The 15,547-nt window shown below is 38.9% G+C and carries 31 protein-coding genes; 16 read left to right on the top strand and 15 right to left on the bottom strand.

Annotation, left to right across the window (positions count from 1 at the left end; translation table 11 throughout):
- Positions 1-152 precede the first annotated feature (152 nt).
- From AC4CVF_RS10745 to AC4CVF_RS10675, 15 genes are all read right to left on the bottom strand, one after another.
- On the bottom strand, positions 153-518 hold the full coding sequence (locus AC4CVF_RS10745; RefSeq protein ID WP_419328286.1) for an MCR_0457 family protein: 366 nt from the start codon (positions 516-518) through the stop codon (positions 153-155).
- A 247-nt stretch (positions 519-765) separates the two neighbouring features.
- Positions 766-966, bottom strand: coding sequence for a helix-turn-helix transcriptional regulator (locus AC4CVF_RS10740; RefSeq protein WP_005029670.1), 201 nt, complete (start codon positions 964-966; stop codon positions 766-768).
- Entirely contained in the window at positions 966-1,448 is a 483-nt protein-coding gene (locus AC4CVF_RS10735) for an SAM-dependent methyltransferase (protein WP_490789431.1), read from the bottom strand. The genes AC4CVF_RS10740 and AC4CVF_RS10735 overlap by 1 nt, the downstream gene beginning before the upstream one ends.
- Entirely contained in the window at positions 1,445-1,753 is a 309-nt protein-coding gene (locus AC4CVF_RS10730) for a DUF551 domain-containing protein (protein ID WP_490789430.1), read from the bottom strand. The genes AC4CVF_RS10735 and AC4CVF_RS10730 overlap by 4 nt, the downstream gene beginning before the upstream one ends.
- Complete coding sequence (locus AC4CVF_RS10725) at positions 1,750-1,959, bottom strand: hypothetical protein (RefSeq protein WP_490789429.1); 210 nt, start codon at positions 1,957-1,959, stop codon at positions 1,750-1,752. The genes AC4CVF_RS10730 and AC4CVF_RS10725 overlap by 4 nt, the downstream gene beginning before the upstream one ends.
- On the bottom strand, positions 1,943-2,188 hold the full coding sequence (locus tag AC4CVF_RS10720; protein WP_490789428.1) for a hypothetical protein: 246 nt from the start codon (positions 2,186-2,188) through the stop codon (positions 1,943-1,945). The genes AC4CVF_RS10725 and AC4CVF_RS10720 overlap by 17 nt, the downstream gene beginning before the upstream one ends.
- Positions 2,181-2,549 (bottom strand): hypothetical protein, encoded by a 369-nt coding sequence (locus AC4CVF_RS10715; protein ID WP_490789427.1) that lies wholly within the window; start codon positions 2,547-2,549, stop codon positions 2,181-2,183. The genes AC4CVF_RS10720 and AC4CVF_RS10715 overlap by 8 nt, the downstream gene beginning before the upstream one ends.
- On the bottom strand, positions 2,549-2,893 hold the full coding sequence (locus tag AC4CVF_RS10710; protein ID WP_490789426.1) for a hypothetical protein: 345 nt from the start codon (positions 2,891-2,893) through the stop codon (positions 2,549-2,551). Before AC4CVF_RS10710 ends, AC4CVF_RS10715 begins: the two co-directional genes overlap by 1 nt.
- 49 nt (positions 2,894-2,942) lie before the next feature.
- A complete protein-coding gene (locus tag AC4CVF_RS10705) occupies positions 2,943-3,554 on the bottom strand; it encodes a lambda exonuclease family protein (protein ID WP_490789425.1) in 612 nt (203 codons plus the stop codon).
- Complete coding sequence (locus tag AC4CVF_RS10700; protein WP_490789424.1) at positions 3,541-4,278, bottom strand: ERF family protein; 738 nt, start codon at positions 4,276-4,278, stop codon at positions 3,541-3,543. The genes AC4CVF_RS10705 and AC4CVF_RS10700 overlap by 14 nt, the downstream gene beginning before the upstream one ends.
- Before the next feature lie 10 nt (positions 4,279-4,288).
- A complete protein-coding gene (locus AC4CVF_RS10695) occupies positions 4,289-4,459 on the bottom strand; it encodes a hypothetical protein (RefSeq protein ID WP_490789423.1) in 171 nt (56 codons plus the stop codon).
- A gap of 9 nt (positions 4,460-4,468) precedes the next feature.
- On the bottom strand, positions 4,469-4,750 hold the full coding sequence (locus tag AC4CVF_RS10690; protein ID WP_490789422.1) for a hypothetical protein: 282 nt from the start codon (positions 4,748-4,750) through the stop codon (positions 4,469-4,471).
- Entirely contained in the window at positions 4,747-5,055 is a 309-nt protein-coding gene (locus AC4CVF_RS10685; RefSeq protein WP_490789421.1) for a hypothetical protein, read from the bottom strand. The genes AC4CVF_RS10690 and AC4CVF_RS10685 overlap by 4 nt, the downstream gene beginning before the upstream one ends.
- Positions 5,056-5,432: 377 nt before the next feature.
- The gene (locus AC4CVF_RS10680) at positions 5,433-5,774 is read right to left on the bottom strand and encodes a hypothetical protein (protein WP_419371579.1); all 342 of its coding nucleotides are present in this window, start codon (positions 5,772-5,774) and stop codon (positions 5,433-5,435) included.
- A gap of 199 nt (positions 5,775-5,973) precedes the next feature.
- Positions 5,974-6,690, bottom strand: coding sequence for an XRE family transcriptional regulator (locus AC4CVF_RS10675; protein WP_490789420.1), 717 nt, complete (start codon positions 6,688-6,690; stop codon positions 5,974-5,976).
- A gap of 115 nt (positions 6,691-6,805) precedes the next feature.
- On the opposite strand from AC4CVF_RS10675, the gene AC4CVF_RS10670 reads away from it, so the two are divergent.
- The 16 genes from AC4CVF_RS10670 to AC4CVF_RS10595 all read left to right on the top strand — a co-directional run bounded on the left by AC4CVF_RS10670 (position 6,806) and on the right by AC4CVF_RS10595 (position 15,543).
- Positions 6,806-7,009, top strand: a complete 204-nt coding sequence (locus tag AC4CVF_RS10670; RefSeq protein WP_419371577.1) for an XRE family transcriptional regulator — start codon at positions 6,806-6,808, stop codon at positions 7,007-7,009.
- An 8-nt stretch (positions 7,010-7,017) separates the two neighbouring features.
- Complete coding sequence (locus tag AC4CVF_RS10665; protein WP_490789419.1) at positions 7,018-7,320, top strand: hypothetical protein; 303 nt, start codon at positions 7,018-7,020, stop codon at positions 7,318-7,320.
- 61 nt (positions 7,321-7,381) lie between these two features.
- Positions 7,382-8,314 carry a hypothetical protein gene (locus tag AC4CVF_RS10660; protein WP_490789418.1) on the top strand — a complete coding sequence of 311 codons (933 nt, stop codon included), beginning with the start codon at positions 7,382-7,384 and terminating at the stop codon, positions 8,312-8,314.
- Positions 8,307-9,131 carry a hypothetical protein gene (locus AC4CVF_RS10655; RefSeq protein ID WP_490789417.1) on the top strand — a complete coding sequence of 275 codons (825 nt, stop codon included), beginning with the start codon at positions 8,307-8,309 and terminating at the stop codon, positions 9,129-9,131. The genes AC4CVF_RS10660 and AC4CVF_RS10655 overlap by 8 nt, the downstream gene beginning before the upstream one ends.
- A gap of 55 nt (positions 9,132-9,186) precedes the next feature.
- Positions 9,187-9,597 (top strand): hypothetical protein, encoded by a 411-nt coding sequence (locus tag AC4CVF_RS10650; RefSeq protein ID WP_490789416.1) that lies wholly within the window; start codon positions 9,187-9,189, stop codon positions 9,595-9,597.
- 9 nt (positions 9,598-9,606) lie between these two features.
- Positions 9,607-10,035: a hypothetical protein gene (locus AC4CVF_RS10645; protein ID WP_419371572.1), complete on the top strand. Its 429-nt coding sequence runs from the start codon at positions 9,607-9,609 to the stop codon at positions 10,033-10,035.
- A 19-nt stretch (positions 10,036-10,054) separates the two neighbouring features.
- Complete coding sequence (locus tag AC4CVF_RS10640; protein ID WP_490789415.1) at positions 10,055-10,531, top strand: DNA N-6-adenine-methyltransferase; 477 nt, start codon at positions 10,055-10,057, stop codon at positions 10,529-10,531.
- Entirely contained in the window at positions 10,528-10,773 is a 246-nt protein-coding gene (locus AC4CVF_RS10635; protein ID WP_490789414.1) for a hypothetical protein, read from the top strand. The genes AC4CVF_RS10640 and AC4CVF_RS10635 overlap by 4 nt, the downstream gene beginning before the upstream one ends.
- A complete protein-coding gene (locus AC4CVF_RS10630) occupies positions 10,770-11,264 on the top strand; it encodes a hypothetical protein (protein ID WP_490789413.1) in 495 nt (164 codons plus the stop codon). Before AC4CVF_RS10635 ends, AC4CVF_RS10630 begins: the two co-directional genes overlap by 4 nt.
- Complete coding sequence (locus tag AC4CVF_RS10625) at positions 11,261-11,674, top strand: hypothetical protein (RefSeq protein ID WP_335987253.1); 414 nt, start codon at positions 11,261-11,263, stop codon at positions 11,672-11,674. Before AC4CVF_RS10630 ends, AC4CVF_RS10625 begins: the two co-directional genes overlap by 4 nt.
- Positions 11,667-12,062 (top strand): hypothetical protein, encoded by a 396-nt coding sequence (locus AC4CVF_RS10620; RefSeq protein ID WP_314339333.1) that lies wholly within the window; start codon positions 11,667-11,669, stop codon positions 12,060-12,062. Before AC4CVF_RS10625 ends, AC4CVF_RS10620 begins: the two co-directional genes overlap by 8 nt.
- A gap of 180 nt (positions 12,063-12,242) precedes the next feature.
- The gene (locus AC4CVF_RS10615; protein WP_490789412.1) at positions 12,243-12,551 is read left to right on the top strand and encodes a hypothetical protein; all 309 of its coding nucleotides are present in this window, start codon (positions 12,243-12,245) and stop codon (positions 12,549-12,551) included.
- Entirely contained in the window at positions 12,551-12,784 is a 234-nt protein-coding gene (locus AC4CVF_RS10610; protein ID WP_490789411.1) for a hypothetical protein, read from the top strand. The genes AC4CVF_RS10615 and AC4CVF_RS10610 overlap by 1 nt, the downstream gene beginning before the upstream one ends.
- A gap of 2 nt (positions 12,785-12,786) precedes the next feature.
- On the top strand, positions 12,787-14,427 hold the full coding sequence (locus AC4CVF_RS10605; protein ID WP_490789410.1) for a portal protein: 1,641 nt from the start codon (positions 12,787-12,789) through the stop codon (positions 14,425-14,427).
- Complete coding sequence (locus tag AC4CVF_RS10600; protein WP_490789409.1) at positions 14,424-14,939, top strand: Bbp19 family protein; 516 nt, start codon at positions 14,424-14,426, stop codon at positions 14,937-14,939. The genes AC4CVF_RS10605 and AC4CVF_RS10600 overlap by 4 nt, the downstream gene beginning before the upstream one ends.
- On the top strand, positions 14,932-15,543 hold the full coding sequence (locus tag AC4CVF_RS10595; RefSeq protein ID WP_490789408.1) for a hypothetical protein: 612 nt from the start codon (positions 14,932-14,934) through the stop codon (positions 15,541-15,543). The genes AC4CVF_RS10600 and AC4CVF_RS10595 overlap by 8 nt, the downstream gene beginning before the upstream one ends.
- Positions 15,544-15,547: the final 4 nt, after the last annotated feature.

Here is a 15,547-nt window from a genome sequence, read left to right as displayed (position 1 = left end):
TTTGCATAGATTAAACGTAAAAACTGTGAAAAATATAGAGAAAGTGTATCGATGTTGTAGATTTATTTGAAATTTTCGCAAACTTAACAATGCAAAAGATGTCAAAAAAGTATTTTTTAACATCGCATTGGTCGTGAGGTTCTTATGCTGTTCTAGTGTGAAAGTTCAAGTACATCAGCACATACTGCTTTGTGTTCAGCTTGATCCACTTCTTTGGCACTTATTTGTGCTTCTTTCAGTACAGTTTGGTATTCTGGATCTTGTTGAAGCTGCACTAATGTTGTAGTTTTCGAGAGATCCTTTAATAAGATTTGGGTTAAATTCTCAATTTTAGTTTGAAATGCAGGATTGTTACCGATTAACACTGGGCAAACTTCGGCAAGCACTTGGGTTGCTGCAATATCTTCTTTCGCAATTCGATCAGACTCTTGTGAAGTTAATGTTTCTGAAAATGCAGATTGTGCACAAAGTGTGATGAGAGCAATAGAAATAGTATGAGTAAGAGAACGTGTAATCATCTTTATAGTCACAAATTAGATTTAAAATTGAGTAAGTAACTATATATAATTGTTAAATAAATTTGAATTAAATAACTCAGTAGTCATTTAATAAATTTTAATCAGAGAACCCGTTAGTGAATATTTTAATTGCAAATACATATTCTTGGTTTAAGTATTTGTTTTTAAATTGAATGTTTTAAGTGTGTTGGTTAATTACCCGTTATGTTACCCGTTTTTAAAAAATCAATACTTAAAATAAAGCCTGCTATGAGCAGGCTATAACTTTTTCAGGCTTATGTTCTTCAACTTTTTGCTTCACATAAGATTCATGCCAAAATACATCTTTCTTATTGATTCGCACTGGTTGTTCAATCTCACCTAATTTCACTTTATTATAAAAGGCATCCTTTTTAATTGAAAGAAGCTGCATAAATTCTTTCGCTCGGACACGACGATCAATTTCCATCAACCTTCCTCCTTTTCTTCTTTCATAAAACAAATCCAATGAGTGTTGGCTCGTTTTCCACTTGGATGGCCAATCCAAGGTTTGCGGTCTGTTAATGCTAAAATTTCACTGACTTTAATTTGAGTCTCATTCCATTTGAAAATTAAAATTCCATTTGGTTTAAGAACCCTAAAACATTCCGAAAAACCTTTGGCCAAATCATTCTTCCAATCTTGGCCAAGTTTCCCATACTTCAAAGCAAGCCAACTTTTATCCCCAGCATGTAATAGGTGAGGTGGGTCAAATACAACACCATGGAAGCTTTCATCTTCAAATGGCATATTGCGAAAATCCATTTGAATGTCAGGATTAATAATTAATTGACGATCATCACATAGAATATGATCTTCTTTTCTAACATCGCCAAAAGTCACATTAGGATTTTGACGATCGAAATGAAACATGCGTGAACCGCAACAAGGATCAAGTAATTTTTGATTCACGCCACTTCTCCTTCTTCTTTTGGTGGCCCTGGCAGTGGCATCCAGTGAGTTACTTTTTCATCAATGAAGTAACTTGAATACTCATCACCAATGTAAGCAGTATTTGCGTACCAGCCTTCAGGGATGAAGTACATATCCCTTTCTTCACAAAATTCTGACCACTCACCACATTCCGATTCCTCAGTAAATTTTGGAATAAAATTAGCCACCATTTGATTTTGGTTTTTTACAGGGTTTTCATCAATTAAAACCAAAACATTTCTTAAAGGTTCCGGCATTTGATCTTTAACACTAATCCAGTTCACGCCACTTCTCCCAAACTCTTAACCACTTCACTTGGCAAATCATTCGCTTCATTGATCACGATGAAATTCATAACAATGTGGTATAGGTCTTGAACTTCCTTTGATGACAACTCCAACTCAGCAGATTGCTCACTGATTACATAGGGAGATAATCGATCTGCAATTTCATGAGCTGTTTCAAGGATTTCTTCAGTTTGAATTGTCATGATCAGGCTCCTTGTGTTGAGTCACAATATCCACACCACAGAAAGGGCAAAAATTCAAAGCAACTCGATTTTTCTTAAATCGACCTGCGACAATTTCAAGACGAGAGGATTTTCGATCACTTGTTGTCATGACGTTCGCTTCAATATCACCGTAATGATGGGTAGTTACTTCTTTTAAAGATTCACACATATTTAACCAGTTGCCATTGTTCACGCATTTCTTAGTCATGACTTTGCTCCTGTGCTTCGATCATTAATTGCCAAATTGCACTTTCATCTATATCCGAAAAAAATATCATTTGATCATCTCCAAATTCACCGTGTGCTTTTTTGCAAAGATGATCGAAAAGTTTGTCAGCAAAAATAGGGTCTGGACACTCTCTCGGCACCAAAACAAACCCTTCCGGCACCGCTTGGGCTTTGGCATCCCATCCAGCACGGAACGTATCCCAGTGCTCATTAAATTCATCGACCTGATTTGTCATTTCAAAATCAACAGCAACATATTGTTGTAATTCTTCATCAAACTTAAAAGACCAGTCGGGATTTACATTGTTTGATTCTTCGAACGCTTTTCTTTGAATATCCATCACGCCACCTCAATTTCACGAATCGGACGAGCAAATACAGCTATTGCATCATCTTCGGTAAAGTGAATATCCATTAAGAAAAATCCATTTGGAGCAATTGGTTTCCAATCTGTTAAATCTACGTTTTCCATCATTTTTTCCCAATCATCCAATGATGTGCAGCTTTCAAGATAAAATGAGACAGTTTCAATATTGAAATGACGTTTTATAGCATCCCATTCATCTTGTGAAAGCCATTCTTGGTTTTCGTGATGCTCATTAAAATATTTGCGATATTCAGGATGAATCCATGAACCATACTCATCACGCACAACATCTACAGGTTTTAATTGATTTCTTTCCATCACAACCACCACGCCATTTTTATCAAGTGAAAGTAAAGTTTTAGGAGGGTCATGCTGCACTCCCTATAATTATTTGTTTCCGTCTATCCAATTCATTCATAAAGAGATCAACGCGATTCTTAATTTCAGTAATGATCTTTTCATCTCGAAATAGTCGCTTTATGAAAATTGGCATAGAAGGGCAGTAACTAATAAAGTCGATCCATTCCCTATCAGAAGCCCAAAGCCCACCCATACATTGATAGAAATGCTCAGAAGGTATTTCTTTTTCATAAAGAATCTGTGCTTGGAATTTCGGTAATTTGGATTTGCATTCAATTAAGCCATTTGTTCCCACCAAACCATCTGGGCTATATCCAATCATTTCACCTTTGATGAACCCGCATTTTTGAACATCAATATCATGCTGCAATTCATAAATTTCGATTGCTAAAGGTTCTTGAATATGGCCTCGTTCAGTATGAAAACCTGTATAAACCTCTTTTGGCTCACCAGTGATTTGCTCACCAATAAGTTCATACATATAAGTTATTGCAGCTTTACCAAAAGGCTCATTTCCCTTGCTTTTTGAGAATACTGACTCCAACTCAGAGCAAGTAATTAAACCTGCTCGCGCTTGTAACCACTCTTGTGAGCCTTGTTCACAATCAAGTATTAACATAGCCATTTCCTTGTTTAATTAACTTGTTTAATGCTGATTGCGCTTTAGTAAATAAGGATTTATTAATATTCCCAATAGATCCGAACTGCTCAAAGAATAGCTGTTGTTGAAACTGATCTATACGATCATGTAACCCTGAAAGCATTTGAATCTGCTCATCGGTCATGGGGCAAAAAGGCTTTGCTGCGAACCCGTTGTCATCCTCTTTAGCAGTTGTGATATTTAACATTGCGCAAAGCGTATATCGCTTCCCATATGAAACACTTGACCCAAGTGCTTGAACTGCATTCTTAGATCCAGAAGTGTCAGCACTTAATTCCATACTTGTGCATTCTCTGTGCCCATCTTTATGCATTAAGACACATGTAACCTTTACCTTTGCAGACTCAGGATGCTCTACACGAAATGATGTAGCAAAGCCAAACTTGGAAAGAATAGGGCGTACAACAGCGTCTATGGTTTCTAATGCAGCATAAGTAATGTTGTGACCGTTAGACGTTTCAGCAATAACAGGTATTTCTTGAGCCATCATTGCAAAGTCACGGTTAAAAGCCATTTCAGCTTGCTTTGCTAAAACTCGCTCTTGCATATCCAACATCTTTTCAATAATTGCCATGTCTGGTGTGGAGCTACTAAGAACACGCTCTACAAGGCTAAAGAGTTGATTATTTTGATCTTGAACCATTGGAACTTGAGCGTTTGCCGATTTTACTGGTGCATTCATTTTCTTCTCCTCAAAGGTCATCGTATTCAGGGTATTCGTCATAGAATGCAGCTACAGGATCTTTGCCTTGCTCCCAATCTTCTAGCCACGCATCTTCATCAAAATTGGAATCGCCAGTATTTGCATCAAACAAGCCAGCTAAGATTGTTAAGAAATCTTCTTTAGACATTTTGTTTTTCATTTTCTTCTCCTAAGCTGCTAAGCATTCCAAGATGTAGCTTTTGATTTTTGACAAATTATTAATGTTATCTGTTAGATAGTTAATTCTTGTTTGGATTGAATAAGCATCTGAAAGTTCCAAATTAAACTGCTCAGATCCACGACCAACAAAATCAATATGAATCCAATTTCCATCTACTGTGGTCACAGTGTCTCGCTCATCCGACAAACCAACTAAGTCATTTACTAATCGAGTTGCAACAGCCTTAAGCCGTGCTAACTCAATCGCTTGGGTGTTAACTTGAATGTTCATATCATTCGCTCCCAAACTGCTTTTTCGATTGACTCTTTGAGTAGTTCTAAGTTCAAAGGATTGATATAGAAATGCTTGAGTTGACCATCTTCGTTGTATGCTTTGATGTCGCAAAGTTCTTCAATATCTGCATCTTTCCAAGATTGAAAATCATCACTATTCTTGAAGTAATGCGCCTTAAATTTAATTTCTAAGCAATATTCGTCATCACATGTGTAGAAATCTGCTTGACCATGTTCTAGGTTGATGTCATCAAGCTTGAATGGTGCGCTAATTGTTTGAGGTAGAGTAAAGGGCATATTCATTGTTTAATCCCCACCTTAGCTACCGAGCTTTGAAAGCCTGCACAATTCACCACACCGCCCAAACACATAGCGATAACAATTAGAGAGGGAATAACTAAACCTGATTTTTTGTACTGGACTGTATTAGCCTTAGTTGGATGCTGATAGAGCATCGAGGTTTGACTTTTTGGATGTATCTTTTGCATAATGAATTTACTCACTGAGTAAAAGTCCCTGTCCGTCGAAAGTAAGGGGCTTTTTTGTTGGTGTGAGATAAATATCGCACTAACGATAATATATGTCAATAGCGATATTTGAATATATCGCAAAAGTGCTAAAATTTTTATGATATGCAAAAAAAATCCCACACGAGGTGGGTAGTGATTTAAAAGAGATAATTATTTGTTCTGCATTTTTTTAATTGTATGTTTTAGCATGATGTCTTTTACAATCGCAATCTCTGGCGTTATTTCAAATTCATATTTAAACTCATGATTTATTATCTTTTTCATAATGATAGCATTGTAATCAGTAAGACACTGTAAATCGTATAGTTGTTTAAAAATACTTGGTCTTTTAATATAAAGCTTTTGATTATTAATTATATTTTTTGAAATTTCTTGAGTAAGAGAGTTTGGTATAACCTGAAGGTTAATTCCATATTTTTTTAAAGTACCCCTTAAGGCATGATTGGCTAGTTTGTAAGGGAAGAACAAATAAGCAAATGGTAACCACAACATATGAAATATTCTCATGAGCCAATTCCCAACCATCTTAAAAACCAATAAATCGGCCATATTTCAGCAAGAATAAAGTTAATCGGAATTACAATAATCCAATTCCACCAATTGTAATTTGTATTAAAAAACAACAGGTAAATCAAAGTGGATATGCTACCGATTTGCCAAACCCATACAAATAAAACCTCTTTCCTTTGCACTACCAATTCTCCATAGACTGCCAAGACCACGCCCAGCCAATTATTTCAAATTGCTGATCAACAACATCTTGCGCTGTTAAGCGTTCTTCAGGGTATTCAGCAGCGTTATCAGAGATAATTCGAACTCCGCCCAATGGTAAATTATACAATCTCTTAAACTTAAATAAACCTCCGTGACATATAGCAAATACCTTGCCATCCCTAATAGTTGTGCGATTTAAATCAACGTAAACAGTATCCTTGTCTTTAATGGTTGGAAGCATTGAGTTGCCACTTGCTGGGAATGCAACACATGCAGATTGTTGGATATTTCTCTCTTTTAAATGAATAGGATTAATATCAATCTCTTCATAATCCTGTTCAAGAACCTCACCAAATGATCCATATCCACAAGAGATAGGAAGAGATGGGTAGTATTTAATTTTTACTAAATCATTAATTTGATATGAAATATCTTTAACATTACTAACACTTTCAGCAATTTGATTGATTGTACCAATGTCATTTCCAGGAGATGTTAGACCCCCAGTTAAAAGAAAACCAGTTGTAACACCAAGGGCATTAGCAATTGAAAGCATATTTTCTGCTGATGTACTTTTCTTGTCATTCTCTAAATCAGAAATTGTCGATTGACCTACACCAGCTTTTTTAGCCAACTCAGGCTGAGATAATTTAAGTGTTCTACGAAGTGAACGAATTCTATTGCCTACTGACATAAAAATTACCTTTTCTATTTTATCGCTATTGTGATGTAAAAAAGTATCGCAATGGCGGTTGATTAATTATCGCAATCAAGATAAATTATCTGTATCGCAATTATTTGGATGCAAAATGATGAACTGGAGTCAATTAATTAATGAGCTTCAAGACAAGCAAAAAGGGAACATGACCCAACAAGAGATAGCCTCACTTGTTCCATGTTCTCAAAACTACATAAGTGACCTAAAAACAGGAAAGAAAGGAAAGCGCCTTTCTCATGAAATTGCTGAGGGTCTGAAAAAGCTTCATGACCAAAAAGTTCAAGCTGTTTCATAGGTGCTCCCATGTCAGAAAAACTAACTGAGAGCATCACATTTAAGTGTACGTATGAAGAGAAAAGAGATTTAGAGGCAATTGCTCGCTCTGAAAAACTATCTCTATCTGAGCATGTAAGAGGCTTAGGCATATCAAATATTTCTACGGTTAAGGAACGATTAAATAATCTCGCATCCCTCATGCGTTTGACCACAGATACCGTAGACACGCCTTTATTCGAATTGGCACCTGAACCCTTAATAAAACCCACAGGCACAAAAAAAGCCCAACTGTGCGACCAGTTGAGCCTTATTGCCACACCAATGAATTGATGTGAGATCTGAATGAACAATTTAACACAACACTCACCAGCCCAACAAGGGGGAAATATAAATGCGTGATTATGGGAAAGTTTCTCCACACTTTTGGACTGGAGCAACGGGTAAAGAATTGCGTAAAACACCAGAAGCATTGGTGGTCTCAATGTATTTAATGACCTCACCCCATGCAAATATGCTTGGCTTATTTTATATACCTGTTCTCTATATTGCTCATGAAACTGGACTGGGCTTAGAAGGGGCTTCAAAGGGGCTTCAAAGTGCTGTTGAAGCTGGATTTTGCAGTTATGACCATCAAACAGAGATGGTATGGGTGCATGAAATGGCTCGATTCCAAGTAGCAGACCAACTCAAGGAAAGAGACAATCGCGTTGCAGGGGTACAAAAGGACTATGATTCACTTCCAAATAATCCTTTCTTATCAGTATTTTATGCTAAATATCACAAGGCATTTTGCATGGGTGAAAAGCGTGAAAATACATCAAAAAACACCCCTAATACGGAAGCCCCTTCGAAGCCCCTTGCAAGCCAAGAACAGGAACAGGAACAGGAACAGGAACAGGAACATATTATTTCCGACGTTGTCGAAAATCCAACCCCTCAAAAATTCAATTTCAAATCTGAATTAAAAAAACTTGGCGTCACTGAGGAAGCTTCAACTGAGTTCATGCAGGTTCGTAAATCCAAAAAAGCGGTAAATACCAAAAACGCTCTCGATTGTTTAATTCGAGAAGCATCAAAAGCAAACCTGACTGTGGCTCAAGCTGTGGACTACTGCTTGAAACGCCAAAAGCCGTGGGCTGGGTTTGAAGCATCTTGGTTCGCCAACGAGCAAGTACCACAACAGCCTCACTTTCAGACCAATGCTCAACGTACAGCAAACGAGCATGATCGCTGGCGAGAGGCTGAACAACAGGTGTTTGGTGGGAGTGAAATTGACATAACGCCAAAAAAGCAAGATCTGATTGAGGGCTCACGCTATGTCTGAATTCACCTATGAACACGCAATGTCTTTGATTTCAAAGATGCGAATTAATTACGGTAAAAAGTTTGCAGACCAGTGGTCAGGCGTAACACCACGAGAATTGGCAAACGAGATGCTTAATTCGTATCAGGGGCTCACTCAATCAGATTTTCAGCGTGGTTTATCACGTATGAGCCATGAGAAATGGCCTCCTACAATTCCTGAATTTCGCTCTTGGTGTGAACCAAAATCAGGTGATTGGCTTGATGCTCATGAGGCTTGGGCGATTGCTAGGAATTCAATTGAATTTGATACAGGTCGTGAGTTGACAGTTATTTGGACTGAGCAAACCGCAAAGGCTTTTGATAAATGCGTTGATTTGGTTGTCACAGGAGATAAATACCAACTTGCTGAAGCAAAGAAAATATTCATCTCGATCTATGACCGATTAATCACGGAAGCAAAAGATCAGGGCTTAAAGCCTGTCTACATTACAAGCCTTGGGGTTGATAAGGATCAACAGATATCTGCAATTGAACAAGCTCAGTTTGATGGTTTCCTAACAGCACCAGAGGCTAAGGCACAACTAGAACATAACCCTAAAAAAACCAATAGCGACAAACGCTATAAAACACTTGCTCAAGAAGCGCTTGAAAAACTCAAAGGTCAGCTTAAAGCAAAAAATCCAGTCAATAAATTAACACCTGAATGCATTGAGTCTCAGCCATGGGAATCCGATAAGCAAGAGCACATAGACCCTTTTGATCAATTTGAGCAGTACAAAGCAATGCTTGAGCGTGATGGAAAGAAGATTCCACTAAGCCTTAGAGGTGCTGCATGAAACATCCAGAGGACAGCCAAACAGTCGATTGGGTAGAAGAATTAGAGGTGAATTCATGAGAATGACCGAAGAGCAGTATCAAAACCTACCGTTAAATCAAAAAAAACAGGGGTTACAGCGATTTAAAAAGGAAAGTGATGCAAGGGTGCTAGGCAGACTTAAAAGTGGCGCTATGAATCAAACAGAGCGCAGATACAGCGAACACCTAGAAAGCCGAAAAATGAGAGGTGAAATTCTTTGGTACAAGTTTGATTGCATCAATTTGAGATTGGCAGGAAAAACGTTTTACAAGCCTGATTTTTTCGTAATGACCAGTGACAACGAATTGCAAGTTCATGAGGTGAAAGGACATTGGGAAGATGATGCTTTAGTCAAAATCAAAGTCGCTTCTGATATGTACCCATTCTTATTTAAATCAGTGCATTGGAATAGCAAAAACAATGCGTGGGACTTTAGAGAGTTTTAGGAGAAATCTATGGATATGACGGTTGATTGTTTAGCAAATTTAGACTCTTCTCGCGCGCGCACGCGTTTTCTCAACACTGACACAAAAAAGAAGGTCAAAGAGTTTCGCGTCAAGATGCGTGGATATAAACGCCCTGACTTTAACCGCATGATCTTAGACCTAACAAAACTTGGATGGACTCACGAGAAAATTGCCTACGTTTTGCCTGTAGCTGGTGCATCGACTGTAAGTGAATGGGCAAGAGGTGGTGTGCCTAATTTCGATAACGGTGATGCGTTTGTTTTGCTTTGGCAGACAGAGACAGGGTTGCAACGATTTCCTCGTGAAAATGAATATGAATACAAATACAAGATTGGTCAGCTCGATATCTTTGCCGATGGTGGCTTATGTGATCAGGTGATTGGTCAGTTGGATGAGGCGATTAAAAATGAAAAATAATGATGCAAGGGGAGCTGGTATGAACACTATGGCAAATCAACAACTATTTGGTCTTGCTGAAAATAGGACAGATGTTTGGGCGACTCCTCAAGATTTTTTCAACAAGTTAAATGCAGTATTTAGCTTTGATTTAGATGTGTGTGCTTTAGCTGAAAATGCAAAGTGTGAGCGATTCTTTAGCCCAGAGCAGAACGGCTTGAAACAAGAATGGACTGGAACATGCTGGATGAATCCGCCATATGGTCGTGAAATTATTGATTGGGTGTCAAAGGCAGCTAACACAGCAGAGCAAGGGCACACAGTTGTAGCGTTAGTGCCTGTGCGAACTGATGCTCGTTGGTTTCAAGATTATTGCTTGGGTCGTGAAATTCACTTTATTCGGGGGCGCTTGAAGTTCGGTGGTTCCAAGTCAAATGCACCCTTTGGCTGTTGTGTTGTGGTTTTTCGTCCAAGTCTAAATGATGTCGAGTGGGAAAGCGTAGGGGGTGGGGTGTGAGAGCATCATCAATAAAAAAATTCGAAGATTTCAAAGATGTGTTGGTTTACATCGCTGTTGCAACCAATCCAGTTACAGCATATGAGCTTGAAGAAAATGTTGTCGATTTGGCAAGAGGTCAATTGAATCTTGATTTATCCGCAATGGTGAAGTCAGGTTATTTACAGCCTCAAGGCGGAAAGAATAAGCGAGCTTACACAGCTACAGAAAAGACAAAACAACTATTTGGGGTGGCACTATGACAACTATAAACAACCTGACAATTGAGCAGATGAGAGAGATTGTAGAGGGTGCGCCTGGGCGCGCAGAAGTATGTATTCCTTGCCTTGAAGACGTTATGTATTTCGCTAAAAGAGATGATGGCAAGTGGTTTAAATGGAGTAATGGATATAACCAGTGGCTTGAGTATTTCGGAAAAGTAGATCCTATGGATTTAGCTTTGGATTTAAACGACCTCCGCACCGCCATTGCAGAGCATGACCGAGAGTTCAAAATTGGCGACCATATTCGCTATATGGGAATTGATAGAAAATCACCACATCCAGAGATATTTGAAGTAGTTGGCTTTGATTCAATGCCAGTTGGTGGCAATGGCTACAAGATTAAAAATAGGTTAGGACAAATTGATTTTTGTTATGGCGACAATTACGCACTTGTTGATTGCGACAACACTGACCACGTCACAGACATTCGCAATCATGTTAGTCCAAGCACAATGGTGGTGGATTTATGAGCTTATATCCAGAAACCCACATCATAAACATCAAAGACGATGAGAAGGTCATTAAGTTTGAGAGAGTGTTTCAACGTGCTGAGTGTAAGCATAGTCACATTGAAATTTCAGAAGAAGATAACGAAGTTTTGTGCCTAGATTGCAAAACTAAATTAAATCCAATCTGGTGGATATCTAAATATTTAAAGCATCTCAACCAAGTAACTGAACGAAATAATCGAATGTTGTCTGAGGCTAGGGAAATCACTAAGAAGCTTGAAAATAAAAGCAAATTCATGTGCAAACACTGTCATGAAGTAAACACAATTGATTTCAAAAAATTGCCAAGCAAAGCAGCAATTGAGCGTGGAATGTCGGTTATCAATGAAGAGTTTGAGGGTATTAGAGTGGAGGCAGAACGTCATGGATAAGTTAATCATTGAGTTTAATAAAAAGTTCGATAAACAAAAACAAGAGCTTATTGATGGTTTTAAAGCATTAGGTGAAGAAAAAAGACTACCTAAAGCTTTGGCAACAATTGAGGGTGAACAACCAACATATAAGAATTATTTTAAAGCGGGTTGGCAATCCCGACAGGCTGAATTCGACGCAATGGCCGAAGCTCTCTTAAATCAAACGCAATTGCTTGCTAAGCAAAAGGTGGAGGTTGAAGAGAAAGACAAGCGGATTGAAAACTTTACCTCAAATTGGAGAAAGCAAGCTAAAGAAACTTTTCAAGATGATCAAAGGTGGATAGGTGGCTTGTTCTTATCCTGTATTGATGAATTAGAAAAGACCCTGCGAGGTGAGCATGAATAGCGAATCAATTTCATACATCTGCTTGACCATCTTGCTTTTAGCTTGGTGGTTCAAAGAGCCATTAACCAAATTGATTGGGGGCTAACAATGCAAATTCCTAAAGGGTGGCAAATAATCACCCAACAAACCTAAACACATAAAGCCCAACACTAGCCCTATCACTAACGATGGGGCTTTTTTATGGCTGGACGTCAAATTAAAACACCTGGTGTGACTGAAAGTCAGCAACCAGAAACAAATGAAGAAATCAAAACTGAGCAACCTACTGAAACAATTACAGAGCAAGTCGCAACTGAGAGTCAGCCTACCGAGCCATCACAGGGAGATTTATTGCGTGAATTGGCAGAGGCTAAAGCTCAGATCGAACAATTAAAAAATCAACCTCAGCAAGTTTCTACGGGAGTTCAACAGCCTGCGAATGCTGGCGGCAGACTTAAGCGTGTTCCTGTCTTAACAAAAGATGGATGGACTACAAAGGAGGCTGACTAATGTGTGGAGGTGGATTAGGTAAGGTCTTTTCTACTGTGACAGATGCCATTGGCTTAACCAGTACTAAGCAAGCATCACAAGGCTATGACGCTCAAGAAGCAGAAACAGAAGCTAAAAATGCAGCACAAGAAGCACAAAACCAAGCTCAGGCGCAACGCAAAAAGCGCAAAGCTTCGGAAGTGCTTACTTCAACTGATGAAAGCCAAAAGAAAACAACCCTTGGCGGTGGTTAATTATGAGTGATTTAGTAGCAAAGTTATGTAAGCGATTAAGCGAGCTAAAGGCAGAGCGTACACGTTATGAGCCTCAGTGGACTGAAGCATATCGTTATGCAGCGCCTGAGCGTCAACAGTCATTCATTGGAGATGATGTGGTTGACACTCGGAAAACTCAACGAGCTGAGCTACTAGACTCCACTCTAGCTGAGGCAACTCAGCTATTAACATCAAGCATTATTTCAGGTACTACGCCAGCAAATGCTTTATGGTTCAAGGCTGTTCCTGATGGTGTTGATGATCCGGCAGAGCTAACAGAGGGTGAGCAGTGGTTGGATGTTATTTGTCAATTTATTTGGCGCAATATTCATGGCGCAAACTATGACAGTGAAATTTTCGATTTAGTTTTAGATTGTGTTGTTGCTGGTTGGGGGGTGATGTATGCAGATATCGACCGCAAGGTTGGTGGAGGATATGTCTTTCAAACCCACGATATTGGTCAATGTTATCTTGCTTCAACTCGCCAAGATCAGAAGATTGATACTCTTTTTCGCGAATTTGATATGACTGCGGCGACCTTAGTTGCTGAATATGGTGAGAGTAAGGTTAGTGAGAAAGTTCGGAACACTTACAAAGACAAGCCGGATTGCAAAATCAAGGTTATGACAGTTGTTCAACCACGCAGTATCAAAGCCTCAAATGATCAGTACACACTAGCAAAAAATAAACCTTTTGCCTCATATCATATTGAAATTGAATCAAAGCATATCCTTAAAGAATCAGGATATAACGAATTCCCATATGTAGTTCCAAGATTTCGCAAACTGCCTTGTTCTGTTTACGGGATAGGGCAGGTTGCAATTGCTTTGCCAGATGCAAAAACAGCTAACACCTTAATGCGAGATACTGTGCGTAGTGCAGAGATTTCAACCTTAGGTATGTGGGTAGCAGAGGATGATGGAACATTAAATCCGCGAACGGTTCGTCTTGGTGGTGGAAAAATCATTGTTGCCAATAAAGTTGATTCAATTAAGCGAATTGACGATGGCAAAGGTTATCAAGTTGGTATTGAACTTTTAGGGCTTTTACAAAGTGGCATTAGAAAAAAAATGATGTCTGATCAATTGCAACCCCAAGATGGTCCAGCAATGACAGCAACAGAAGTGCATGTGCGAGTTGACTTGATTCGCCAACAACTAGGGCCGCTGTATGGTCGTTGGCAAGCTGAGTTATTAACTCCTTTGTTAGAGCGTACGTTCGGGCTGGCTTATCGTGCAGGGGCAATAGGTGATGCGCCAGAAGAAATGCAAGGGCGCAATCTGTCTTTCAAGTTCATATCTGCGTTAGCACGATCACAGCAACTTGAAGAAGTTACAGCAATTGAGCGATTCATTACCAATATTGCAGGTGTGGCAAATATTGATCCATCTATTTTAGACAATGTTGATATGGATGCAGTGGCTCAAGTCACAGGCATGGGCTTGGGTGTTCCTACTGCAATTCTACGCACTCAAGAGCAAATTGATTCTATTCGTCAACAAAGACAACAAGCACAGCAACAAGCTGCACAACAAGAACAAGCTCAAACACTGGCACAACCACTCGCAAATGCAGTCGGCAAAGGTCTTGAGAATGAATTAACAAGTGAGGTGATGCAGTGATTTATATAGTTATAACAATAGCCATTGTTTTTATGATTTATGCAGTTTTTCAAAAGATTAAGCATGAAGAATGGCAAGAAAAGTATTGGGCTGAAAATCGTTGCCATCAAGCCACTGAATTAGAGCTAAAGGAAGTAAATCAAAAGCTGACTGAAGCCTATGAAGACATTGAAACATTCTCAAAAAATTATGAGTTAGAGAAAGAACATCGAAAGCAACTTGAACAAAGCTTGACCAAAAATGACGATGAAACCAAAGAATCTGGTGTTTATTTCAGGCAGCGTGAATTAACAAGGCCTACGCCTGAAACATACCGAATTGTGTTTGATTTAGACATAAACGGTCAGCGAATTTTAGAACATTTAACACAAATGTATTGTCGAGATGCCTTCTCAAACACAGATCGGGAAACCAATTACAAGTTAGGACAACAAAGCGTAGTTCACTACATGATTAATCAAATTAATAAAGCCAACGATCCAAATTACAGCGAGGTAGCAGACAATGGATGATCTACAAAATCAAGGTGGTGAAAACCCTGTTGAGCCAACAGATGCAGTAACGCCAACACAACCAACTGAGCCAACTGAATTAGAAACAAAACCTGTTGAACAACCTCAAGAACCCACCAAAGATACGAATCTTCCTGAGTCAGCAGATAAGTATGAAGTGGCTTTAGATGGTTTTGACTTTGAATCTTTCAAAGAAGATGAAAGCAATAAGTCTTTTTTAGAAAATGCCCATAAGGTTGGTATTTCCAATGAGCAATTGGGCGTAGTGCTTCAAGCATATGATCAACACACAGCAGTTCAATTGGAACAACTGCAATCAGAGTGGGGAGGTGATTTTGATTCAAATATCCGCCTTGCACATCAAGCAGTTCAAGCCGCTGGATTAGATCCAAATGATGTTGACTCACCGACTTTTGGTATTCGTTTGGCTGCTTATTATGGCAAAGCCTTGCAAGAGGATATGCCTCCATTAAATACACAACAAAGCGCGGTAACTAATATTTCAGAATTAATGTCATCAGAGGCATACATGAACCCAAGTCATCCTGACCATAAGCGTGTTTATGCCCAAGTTGAAAAACACTATGCAGAACTCAATCAATAAGGGG

Source organism: Acinetobacter sp. LipI_19 (assembly GCF_058242925.1).
Note: the sequence above shows the minus strand (reverse complement) of the source record. Positions and strands in the feature narration are given on the sequence as shown.